The 10,668-nt window shown below is 60.9% G+C and carries 9 protein-coding genes; 4 read left to right on the plus strand and 5 right to left on the minus strand.

Features of this window, described 5'->3' with window-relative positions:
* Positions 1–17: 17 nt before the first annotated feature.
* The 5 genes from NKH60_RS27720 to NKH60_RS27740 form a co-directional block, all read right to left on the minus strand.
* Entirely contained in the window at positions 18–1,181 is a 1,164-nt protein-coding gene (locus NKH60_RS27720; RefSeq protein ID WP_352874129.1) for a mandelate racemase/muconate lactonizing enzyme family protein, read from the minus strand.
* 33 nt (positions 1,182–1,214) lie between these two features.
* Positions 1,215–2,312, minus strand: a complete 1,098-nt coding sequence (locus NKH60_RS27725) for an ABC transporter ATP-binding protein (protein ID WP_352540692.1) — start codon at positions 2,310–2,312, stop codon at positions 1,215–1,217.
* 10 nt (positions 2,313–2,322) lie between these two features.
* Positions 2,323–3,213 carry a carbohydrate ABC transporter permease gene (locus NKH60_RS27730; protein ID WP_023679256.1) on the minus strand — a complete coding sequence of 297 codons (891 nt, stop codon included), beginning with the start codon at positions 3,211–3,213 and terminating at the stop codon, positions 2,323–2,325.
* On the minus strand, positions 3,213–4,169 hold the full coding sequence (locus NKH60_RS27735) for a carbohydrate ABC transporter permease (RefSeq protein ID WP_352874131.1): 957 nt from the start codon (positions 4,167–4,169) through the stop codon (positions 3,213–3,215). Before NKH60_RS27735 ends, NKH60_RS27730 begins: the two co-directional genes overlap by 1 nt.
* 79 nt (positions 4,170–4,248) lie before the next feature.
* On the minus strand, positions 4,249–5,727 hold the full coding sequence (locus NKH60_RS27740) for an ABC transporter substrate-binding protein (protein WP_352503623.1): 1,479 nt from the start codon (positions 5,725–5,727) through the stop codon (positions 4,249–4,251).
* Positions 5,728–5,936: 209 nt separating this feature from the next.
* Between NKH60_RS27740 and NKH60_RS27745 the strand changes: the two genes are divergently transcribed.
* Genes NKH60_RS27745 through NKH60_RS27760 form a run of 4 tightly spaced genes read left to right on the plus strand, consistent with a single transcriptional unit; the run spans position 5,937 to position 10,503 of the window.
* On the plus strand, positions 5,937–6,647 hold the full coding sequence (locus tag NKH60_RS27745; RefSeq protein WP_352503622.1) for a GntR family transcriptional regulator: 711 nt from the start codon (positions 5,937–5,939) through the stop codon (positions 6,645–6,647).
* A 54-nt stretch (positions 6,648–6,701) separates the two neighbouring features.
* Positions 6,702–7,868, plus strand: a complete 1,167-nt coding sequence (locus NKH60_RS27750) for a mandelate racemase/muconate lactonizing enzyme family protein (protein ID WP_352874134.1) — start codon at positions 6,702–6,704, stop codon at positions 7,866–7,868.
* A 56-nt stretch (positions 7,869–7,924) separates the two neighbouring features.
* Positions 7,925–9,286 carry a mandelate racemase/muconate lactonizing enzyme family protein gene (locus NKH60_RS27755; protein ID WP_352614805.1) on the plus strand — a complete coding sequence of 454 codons (1,362 nt, stop codon included), beginning with the start codon at positions 7,925–7,927 and terminating at the stop codon, positions 9,284–9,286.
* 17 nt (positions 9,287–9,303) lie between these two features.
* Positions 9,304–10,503: a mandelate racemase/muconate lactonizing enzyme family protein gene (locus tag NKH60_RS27760; RefSeq protein ID WP_352874136.1), complete on the plus strand. Its 1,200-nt coding sequence runs from the start codon at positions 9,304–9,306 to the stop codon at positions 10,501–10,503.
* The last annotated feature ends 165 nt before the right edge of the window (positions 10,504–10,668 follow it).

The following is a 10,668-nucleotide window of genomic DNA, read 5'->3' on the forward strand; positions in this document are numbered from 1 at the left end:
ACTCCGATTGAATGGAACTACCAGTTCGTTACAGAACCATCGCGGCGCTTAAGGTGAGGCGCTTCCCAGAAACGCAAACTCTGCGCCTGGACCGCAACTTCGTTGACCTCGACGCCGAGCCCCGGCAGATCGCTGACCGGGTAATCGGTCCCGTCGAGCCGTGGTTGCACGGGGAAGAAGTCGGAATTGTCGAAGCCCAGCTTTGTTTCGGGTGCCCTGGTCTCGAGCCACGCGAAGTTGGATACCGCGGCAGCGAGATGCACGGTCGCGGCCGTGCACACTGGACCAAGCGGATTGTGCGGCATCAGGTCCACATAATGCGCCTCACTCCAGCCAGCGATTTTCATCGCCTCGGTGAGCCCGCCGACATTGCAAACATCGAGCCGGTTGAACTGATGGATGCCGCGCTCGATGTAGGGCAGGAACTGCCACTTGCTGGCAAATTCCTCGCCTATGGCAAAGGGGATTTCGGTCATCGTGCGCAGCGATTCATAGGCCTCCGGCGTTTCGGCCCGGATCGGCTCCTCGAGGAAATCAAGCACGCCGCGACCGAGCTTGTTGCAGAAGCTCGCGGCCTCTGCCACCGACAGCCGATGATGATAGTCGAGGCCGAGGACCACGTCGCTGCCCAGCGCCTCGCGCGCCTTGTTCAGCATACCCGCGGTAGCGCCGATGGACTCGCGCGGCTCGAAGATGTCCTTGCTGTTTTGCCCGAAGGGGAAGAAGCGGATCGCCTGCCACCCCTGCGCGCGAAGTTCGCGGGCCCGTTCGATGGCAACGTCGCCCTCGGCCTCGTCGCCGGTCGAGGCAAAAGTGGGAATGCGGTCGCGCTGCTTGCCGCCCAGCAGCTCGTAGACCGGCACGCCCAGCGCCTTGCCCTTGATGTCGTGAAGGGCGATGTCGATGGCGGAAATCGCCGCCTGAAGGACTCGTCCGCCTTCGAAGTACTGGCTGCGGTAAATCTCCTGCCAGATCCGCCCGATCTGCATCGGGTCGCGGCCGATGAGAAACTCGCGATAGTGCTCGACCGCGCCGGCCACGGCCCTCTCGCGACCGCTCAAGCCGCTCTCGCCCCAGCCGAAGATGCCCTGGTCGGTCTCGACCTTGACGAGCATCTGGTTGCGCGTTCCTACCCACACCGGATAGGGCTTGATCGCGGTGATCTTAAGCTTCTCAGTCATCCACGCCCACGTTTCACGCGCATTCGCCCTATCTCAGTTTGCCTTGAGGGCCATTTCAGTTTCGCCATCGAACAGATGCATCCGCTCCTGGTCGAACTCGAGCCAGATCTGCTCGTCGGGCGCGACGGCAATGTTCGGCGGCACGCTGACGTTGACGATGGCGCCGGACAGGAACGCCTGGACGAAGGTGACGTCGCCGGTCGGTTCCACCGTGTAGGCCTTGGCCGGAATGGAACCAGGGACCGCACTCTTGTGGAGCTTGATCGTCGAGTGACGTGCGCCGAGCACGACTTTCGTGGTCGTCGCTTTCGCCACCTTCTGGGCATTGCGCGGTGAGAGCTCAAGGCGCCAGCCCTCGGCGCCGGTCAACACCGTGTTGCCGTTTGCCATCGAGGCCTCTAACGGAATAAGGCTCATCGCCGGGCTGCCGATGAAGCTGGCCACGAACATGTTCACCGGATGGGCAAAGACCTGCGCCGGTGAATCGTATTGCTGCAGGTAGCCGCCATTCATCACCGCCATCTTGTCAGCCATGGTCACGGCTTCGAGCTGGTCGTGCGTCACATAGATGATCGTCGCCTTGAGGTCCTGGTGGAAACGCTTGATCTCCGACCGCATCTGCACGCGCAGTTTGGCATCGAGGTTAGACAGTGGCTCGTCCATGAGGAACACGGCGGGGTCGCGAACGAGGGCACGGCCAAGGGCCACACGCTGCTGCTGCCCGCCCGACAGTTCGCGCGGCTTGCGCTCGAGCAGGTGCGTCATGTCGAGCACTCGCGCCGCTTCCTTGACCTTCTTGTCGATCTCGTCCCTGGGGAGTTTGCGCATCTGAAGCGGGAACGCCAGGTTCTTGTAGACCGATTTCTGCGGGTAGAGCGCGTAGTTCTGGAACACCATTGCGATGTCCCGGTCCTTGGGGTCGAGGTCGTTGACCACGCGCTCGCCGATGATGATGTCGCCCGCTGTGATCGGGGTCAGCCCAGCGACGAGATTGAGCGTGGTTGTCTTGCCGCAGCCTGAAGGCCCGACGAGCGCAACGAACTCCCCGTCATTGACCGTCAGCGAGACGTGGTTGACAGCTTTGAAGCTGCCATAGCTCTTGACGAGATCTTGGAGGACCACGTGGGCCATCGGCAACTCCCTAGTGCTTGACCGCGCCTTCTGTAAGGGCGCGTACGAAGTATCGTTGCAGGACCAGGAACAGCACCACGACGGGCACGCTCATCATGAAGCTGGCCGCCATCAGGCCCGGAAAGTCCGTCGTATTTTCCGAGAAGAAGCGTTGGATGCCGACCGGCAGGGTCAACTGCTCGTTCTTGGAGAGGAAGGTGTAGGCGTAGATGTACTCGTTCCACGCACCGATGAAGGAATAGATTGCGGTGGCGATGATCCCCGGCGTCGAGAGCGGCATCACGATCATGATGAAGGCCTGGAACCGTGTTGCGCCATCGATGCGCGCCGCCTGCTCAAGCTGCACCGGGATATTGTCGTAAAAGCCCTTGAGCAGCCAGATCGCCAGCGGCAGGCCAAAGGTGAGATAGGTGAGTATCAGTGAGCCATGCGTGTTTATCAGACCGATGGCGCGCATCAGGATGAAGAGTGGCACGAGAAAGATCACCGCCGGGAACATGTTGCGCAGCAGCACGGCAAAGAACAGGAAATTCCGGCCGGGGAAACTGAAGCGCGAAAACGCGTAGGCCGCTGGGACAGCCACGATCACCGAAAGGATTGTCGTGACGGTCGACACGAAAAGGCTGTTCCAGAAGAACCGGAGGAAGTCCTGGCCGACGCTGTTCTGCGGATCGAGCAGTTTCTGGTAGCTGGCGAGGGTAGGTTCGTCCGGCCACCATTGCGGCGGGAATTGCGTCGCCGCGAATCCGGACTTGATCGAGGTGATCAGCATCCAGATCATCGGCAACGCGGTATAAAGCAGCATGAACACGAGGAATATGCGCCCGGCCCACCGCCATCCGTCGACGCGCATACGGCGACGGGTCTGGGCTCGAGGTGCTGTCTCGGCAATCGTGCTCATCAGCTCCCCTCTTTCCGCTCGTTGCCGCTTAACGCACGGACGTAGAAGTAGCCCAGCGTCATCAGGGTGAAGAACAGGAGCACCGAATAGGCCGATGCCACGCCCCAGCGCTGCCGTCCGAAGGCGAGCTCATAAATGTGGGTTATCCAGATATGCGATGCGTTCGACGGCCCGCCGCCGGTCATGATCCAGGGGATGATGAAGGAATTGAAGTTGGCCACCGCGAGCAGCAGCATCGTCACCACCGAGACGTTGCGCAAGTGCGGGAAGGTGACGTGCCAAAAGCGCTGCCATGCATTGGCACCGTCGACTTTTGCGGCACGGAGCAATTGATCGGGGACTGTCTGCAGGCCGGCCATCATCATGATCATGGCAAACGGAAACTCGCGCCAGATATTGACGACGATCAGGGAGGGCAGCACCGTGCTGACATTGTCGATGAAATTCGGCGGCTGGTCGGCCAATCCGAGGCCGACCAGCACCGCGCCGATGATCCCGAAGTCCGAATGGTACATCCACTTCCAGATGTAGGAGGCGGCGACGGCGCTGATGACCCAAGGGATGATCAGGACGGCGCGCAGGACACCACGGCCGATGAAGTCGCGGTGGAGCGCCAGCGCTGTGGCAAACCCCAGGACAAAGGAGATGAAAGTTGACCCCAGAGTCCAGATCAGCGTGTTCCAGGTGACTTTCCAGAACACCTGACTGGTGAGGATGGTCGCGTAGTTGTCGAAGCCGATGAAGGTCTTGTCGCGGAGTTGCAGGCCAGGCGGTGTCTTAAAGAACGACAGCTCGACCGTGTAGTAGATCGGATAGGCGATGACGATGAGCATCACGGCGATCGCCGGGAGCACGTACGCGTAGTCCGCACGATGCTCCCAGACCTTCCGCAGCGCGCCGGACCAACCGGGTTGCAATCTTCGGCGAGCCTCGGCCTTGCCGGTCACGATCGTCACTTGTGGCGTGCCCTTTTTCTTCGGAACGCTGCGGCTGCGCCAGCGGCGCAGCCGGTCCAGGTCGTAGGTGTGGCTTGGACTAGAGTCCGCCCATCAGGTCTTTTACCTTCTTGGCCGCGTCGTCCGCTGCCTCGTCGACGGTCATCGCTCCGGTCAGGGCATTCTGCAGCATGTCCGGGATGATGATGTTCATGATCTCGGGGGCCTGCGGCAGAGCTGGGAACGGGATGCCGTATGGCAGCATCGAGGTGGTGACGTCGAGGAACTTGATGTTGTCCAGACGTTCCTTCATCCACTTGGTCTTGAAGCCGTTGAGGTTGCCAGGGTTTGATCCGGCGTAGGCCATCTTCAGCGACCATTCAGGGCTCGTCCACATGCAGATGATAGCTTTCGCGGCCGGCTCGTCTACCTTGCCGCCCTCGACATATTCGGGTTTCAGGATGTGAATGTTCGAGCCGCCGAACACGACGGCGCGCTTGCCGTCGGGACCGGTCGGGATCAGGCCGTAGCGCATGTTGTCGATGACCGTCTGCGCCTTGTCCTTGTCGGTGCCCGTCGCCTTTTTCTGCAGGTCGAGCATGACGTTGTAATCGGACGGGTGCGAGATCATCATGCCGAGCTGGCCAGCGACGAACAGGGGCTGATTATCGGCCTGCTGATTGGTGAGTGCCGAAACCGGAACCGACTTGTCGCGAACATACATGTCGTAGGAGGCTTGCAGCGCTGCCTTGCTTTGCGGGCTATCGAGCTGGACCTGCTCATAGGTCGGGTTCGGCGTCGCTTCGTCGAAGACACCTCCGCCATAGGCCCACAGCTGTGGCATGAAGCGGTACGGCGTATTGCCGGCATTCTTGCGAGCCACGAGGCCATATCCGGCAATGCCGAGCTTGTCGTGGATCTGCTTGGAATACTTGACCACGTCGTCCCACGTTGCCGGCGGTTTGTCCGGATCGAGGCCGGCACGCTTGAAGATGTCGGCGTTCCAGATGAACGCCATCGTCTCGTTGTTGGTCGGAATGCCGTAGGTCACGCCCTCCCAGGTCACTGCCTTCATGGCGCCGGGCCAGAAATCCTCGGTCGAATACCCCACGTCCTCTGGCTTGAGCGGCTGCAGATAGCCCTTTGAGGCGAACTCGGTACCACCCAGGATTTGCAGGCGGACCGCCATCGGCGCGGCATTGCCCAGGAGCGCGGTGCGGAACTTGTCGAGAAGGTCGTTATAGGTGAGGGCTTGTTCCTCGAGCTGGATGTTCGGATAGGTTTTGCGGAAGGTCTCGAAGAAATCCTTGTAGTACTGGCGCAGGAGGTCGGGGTCGCCCTCGAACACGCCCTGATACCAGAATGTCAGTCGCCCCTTGTAGTCGAGCGGTGTGACCTTGGCGCAATCGGCCGCCGTGTCAAAATCCTGTGTGCCCGCAATCGAGCGCACATACTCCGGCGACCACTTGCTCAGGTCGACCGGCGGTGCACCCAGCGCCGATGTAGACGTCAGGGATGCCATCAAAGCAGTGGCGACAGTGCCGCGCAGGACGGCGCTGCCGAGCGCAATTCTCGTCATAGGTATCCTCCCTGGTTCTCCCATGCCGCCCTAAAGCGGTCCTTGCTCGTTTCGATCGCGAGGATGCTTCTTTCAGCTCAGTGTATCCTCTCGATCACTTGGTACGTTTTCAGATCATGGATTGCCTGTCAACGCGCAGAATCGTACATTGTTTGCGAAAGCCGTGTGTGATATCGGGCAAGGTATGTATTAAATTGGGGAGCCCGGCCTTGGCCGAAATAAGCGATTTCAAAGCGATGCCACCGGTGGGGACCGATCCCATCGGGGCCTCCAGCGAGGGCGCCTCGCTTTATGAATTGATCAGGGAAGATATCATCGAGGGACGGCTCGCCGCCAACGAACGGCTTGTCGTCACCGATCTCGCCCGGCGTCACGGCACTTCGACCAATCCTGTGCGCGAGGCCCTGCAGTTGTTGCGCGGCGAAGGGTTTGTCACCTTTATCGCCAACCGCGGGGCGCGCGTGCGACCCATTGATCAGGATTTTGTCCGGGATATCTACGAGATCGGTGTTCTGATCGAGCCAGCCCTGACACGATGGTTTGTGAATATGGCTACCGGCGAGGACATCGCCGAACTCGAACGTCTCCAAGGCCTGATCGAAGAGAACAACTTCGCCGACACATTCAGGCACAGTGAGCTGGATACCGCTTTCCACACCGTGATGTACCAGCGGCACTACAACCGCCACGCCGCCGAGCTTTGGTGGAAGCACCGCGAAGTGCTGCGAGCCGTGAGCCGTCGTTTCAATTTCACGCTGGCGCGACGTGCCGCGATCATGCGCGAGCACCGCGAACTCATCGCGCTTGTGAAGGCGGGAGAGGCCGACAAGGCGGCCGAACTCGTTTCCCGCCATGTCGAGGGTTCGGGCCGGCATATTCTCGAACAGATGCGAGCGCGCAACGCCGCTCGGGCCGGATAGAATGTCCAGTCCAGAACATCGTTAGCTGACCATTTCCAGGCAAAGGTAGTTGAGATGAAAATCACGAGCATTCGGCCGTGGCTGATCAAGTCCGATGCTTCCTACTGGGGAGAGTTCCTGTTCGTCGAAGTGACGACCGACGAGGGAGTGAGTGGCTGGGGAGAGATCACCACCACGACAAGGCTCGCCAACCGCGCTCTGTGCACGATCCTGCGGCAGATCGGCGTCGCCGTGACAGGCGAGGATCCGGCGCGTATCGAGCATCTCTGGCACAAGATCTTCCGCAGCTTCACCTACATGGGAAGCCGCGGCGCCGCCGTCGAATGCGTGAGCGCCATCGACATAGCCCTCTGGGACATCCGGGGCAAAGTCCTTGGCAAGCCGATTTACGAGCTGCTTGGCGGGCCGGTACGCGATGAAATCGCGCTCTACACCCATCCCAACCAGGCCAAATTCACCAGCAAGGAGGCTGTGGTCCGCGAAATTCTAGACATTGTCGAGTCCGGACACACTGCGCTCAAGTTCGATCCCTACCCCCACCAGGGCCGCAGCGCCGATGGCCTGCCCCGCGAACAGCGAGACGGCTACCTCGATGGCGGCATGACCCGCAAGGACGAGCGCGAGGCCGCCGAACTCACGGCTCTGATCCGCGAAACGGCAGGACCCGATGTCGACATTCTCATCGATGCGCACGGCCGCTTCGATGTCCCCACCGCCATTCGCCTCTGTCGGAGCCTCGAGGAGTCCGGCCAGATCGACTGGTTTGAGGAGCCCTGCCCGCCCGAGAGCCTTAACGCCCTCAAGCAGGTACGTGAGAAGGTCAATACCGCCATCTCGTGGGGCGAGCGCGGCCACACGAAGTGGGATTTCGTGCCGGTACTCGAGAACAGGCTCGCCGACTACATCATGCCCGACGTTACCTGGACCGGCGGCATTACCGAACTCAAGAAGATTTCTGCGCTGTGCGAAGCCTACTACGTGCCGGTCTCGCCACATGACGCCGCGGGACCGATCAACGTGGTTGCGGGAGCGCAGGTGATGATGACCGTCCCCAATTTCTACAAACTCGAAACATCGGAGTGGAACCTGGGCAAATACGATCACCTGATCGACAGACCACTCGACATTTCGAACGGCAGCCTCAAGCTGTCGTCGAAGCCTGGTCTCGGTATTGAGATGGACCGCGACTACCTGCAGGCCTACGAGATTGAGTTGGGCTAGCAAGACCAAATGCCGGCCCAGGGTGCGGGACGACAAGCCGAAAACGAGGATAAGTCATGGCAAAGAGAGGTGGCGCCGACGAAGCGCTCAATCGGGTAAACGCGAACTCCAAGCCATCCCAGCTTCGCATCACCGACATGCGGGTAGCCGAAATCGTCGGCGCGCCGTTCACCTCGACCCTGCTCAAGATTTACACCAACCAGGGCATCGTCGGGCTTGGCGAGGTCCGCGACGGCGCCAGTGCCACCTACGCGCTGATGCTGAAGAGCCGGCTGCTTGGCGAGAACCCTTGCGACATCGACCGCCTGTTTCGCCGGATCAAGCAGTTCGGTGGCCACGGCCGGCAAGGCGGCGGCGTCTCGGCGGTCGAGATCGCGTTGTGGGATCTCGCCGGCAAGGCCTATGGCGTTCCCATCTACCAGATGCTCGGCGGCCGGTTTCGGGAGAAGGTGCGCGTCTATTGCGACACCGACGCTACCGTGCCGAGCGGCACCGAGACCGGCAAGCGCCTCAAGCAGCGCATGGCGCTCGGCTTCACCTTCCTCAAGATGGATCTGGGGCTGATGCAGATCGCGGATGTACCCGGTGCGGTCGTCTCCCCTGCTGGTTCACTTGAAGGGTACCGCATCCATCCCGGCCGCGGCCCGGTCAAGACCATGGAGGAGCGGCGCGCCCGCAATGCCGCTTACGATTTGCATAACGTCCCCCATCCGTTTACCGGCCTCCACTTTTCCGACAAGGGCCTCGACCTGCTTGAACAGTACATTGCCGAGGTTCGCGATGTTATCGGCATGGATATTCCGCTCGCCATTGACCATGTCGGCCACATCTCGCTGCAGAACGGCATTCGGCTCGCCAGGCGGATTGAAAAATACGTGCCGGCCTGGCTCGAGGATGTGATCCCATGGCAGTACACCGAGCAGTTCCGGCAACTGCAGGCCGCCACTACGGTGCCGATCTGCACCGGCGAGGACATCTACCTTAAGGAAGGCTTCGAGCCTCTGCTCAAGAGCGGCGGCCTTTCCATTATCCACCCGGACCTGCTCACCAGCGGGGGCATCCTCGAGAGCAAGAAGATCGGCGACATGGCCCAGGACCACGGCATCGCAATGGCCATCCATATGGCCGAAAGTCCAATCGCCGCAATGGCCGCGGCACATGTCGCGACCGCGACCGAAAACTTCATGGCGCTCGAATACCACTCTGCCGATGTCGACTGGTGGGACGATATCGTCACCGGCCTTCCCAAGCCGCTCGTGAAGGACGGCTTTATCACTGTTCCGGACAAACCTGGCCTGGGGATTGACGACGTCGTCGACGAGGTGATCTCGCAGCATCTGCAGCCGGGTGTCACCGGCATCTGGCAGCCCACGGATCATTGGGACGACGAGTATTCCTGGGACCGTATCTGGAGCTGAGGCGAAAAGAACCGAAGATGAAGATCACCGATCTCCGCTGCGCCGTCATCGGCAAACACCCAATAGTCCGCATCGTTACCGACGAGGGCCTCTATGGCCTTGGCGAAGTCGAGTTCACCAAGACCTATCTCAAGCCTTGGGTGCTGCATTTCCGTGAGGCGCTGATCGGCGAGGACCCTACCGATGTCGAGCGGGTGATGCTGAAGATCCGCCAACGCGGCTCTTTCAAGCCCTATGGCGCGGCGGTAAGCGCTATCGAGCATGCGCTGTGGGACATAGCCGGCAAGGCCGCAGGCGTGCCGGCCTACAAACTGCTCGGCGGCAAGGTGCGCGACAAGGTGCGCGTCTATAACGGCTCGATCCGCCAGAAGCGAACGGGGGACCGGCCGGAGGATTACGCCGCTGACGTGAAATGGATGATGGAGCAGCCGCAGAATTTCTTCATGATCAAGCAGGGAATCTCGTTCCATTCCAACATGAAGGACACCATCGAGGGCTTTCACTACGGCGTGACGCAGAAGAAGGCCGGCTATCACGGTGCCATGGACCAGGGCGTGATCAGCGAGCGCGGTTTCAACCATATGCTCGACTGCGTGATGGCGATGAAGGAAGTGCTGGGCGACAAGGTCAGCCTGGCGCTCGACTGCGGCCCGGGCTGGATGCTGCCCGATGCGATCAAGTTCGCTCGCGCGGTCGAGAAGTACAATTTGATGTGGCTCGAGGACATGCTGACCGGCGACTATGTGCCGTGGGTCAATCCGCAGGCCTATCGGGAGTTGACCACCTCCACCTCGACGCCAATCCATACCGGCGAGCAGATATACCTGCGGCACAATTTCAAGGAGCTGATCGAAACGCAGGCGGTGCGCGTCATCGGCCCGGATCCGGCCGATATTGGCGGCATTGCCGAGCTCAAATGGGTCGCCGAGCACGCCTGTATGCACTCGATCCTGATGGCACCGCACGGCACCGCGAACGGCCTTCTGGGCCTCGGCGCGCTGATCAATGTCTGCGCCACCCTGCCCGCCAACTACATCGCGTTCGAATGCCCGAGCGCCTCCGACCCCTGGTGGGAGGACCTCGTAATCGGCCTGCCGTCGCAGATCGTGAAGGACAGCATGGTGGACCTGCTGGAAGCGCCGGGGCTGGGCCTCGATATCGACGCCGAAGCAGCCAGGAAGTATCTCCGGGACGAGGATGCAGGCTTCTTCGACTGAACCATCCTTCTTGCGCCACCCTGCACTGCGCGGACTGCTTCACGCAACCTCTCATCCAGAATGACCGTTTCGGGGCCGAGGAACGAACATGAAGTAATCGCGGAAGCGGTGGCCACCTGAGATGTGGCGGCGATGTTCGAACATCTGGCCGGCTGGCTGTCCTCC

The organism is Mesorhizobium sp. M1006 (assembly GCF_040318825.1).
Classification (GTDB): domain Bacteria; phylum Pseudomonadota; class Alphaproteobacteria; order Rhizobiales; family Rhizobiaceae; genus Mesorhizobium.

What these genes read in the sequence shown, in the direction of transcription:
- NKH60_RS27720 (WP_352874129.1), bottom strand. Translation starts at nt 1,181, where the DNA reads ATGACTGAGAAGCTTAAGATCACCGCGATCAAGCCCTATCCGGTGTGG.
- NKH60_RS27725 (WP_352540692.1), bottom strand. Translation starts at nt 2,312, where the DNA reads ATGGCCCACGTGGTCCTCCAAGATCTCGTCAAGAGCTATGGCAGCTTC.
- NKH60_RS27730 (WP_023679256.1), bottom strand. Translation starts at nt 3,213, where the DNA reads ATGAGCACGATTGCCGAGACAGCACCTCGAGCCCAGACCCGTCGCCGT.
- NKH60_RS27740 (WP_352503623.1), bottom strand. Translation starts at nt 5,727, where the DNA reads ATGACGAGAATTGCGCTCGGCAGCGCCGTCCTGCGCGGCACTGTCGCC.
- NKH60_RS27750 (WP_352874134.1), top strand. Translation starts at nt 6,702, where the DNA reads ATGAAAATCACGAGCATTCGGCCGTGGCTGATCAAGTCCGATGCTTCC.
- NKH60_RS27755 (WP_352614805.1), top strand. Translation starts at nt 7,925, where the DNA reads ATGGCAAAGAGAGGTGGCGCCGACGAAGCGCTCAATCGGGTAAACGCG.
- NKH60_RS27760 (WP_352874136.1), top strand. Translation starts at nt 9,304, where the DNA reads ATGAAGATCACCGATCTCCGCTGCGCCGTCATCGGCAAACACCCAATA.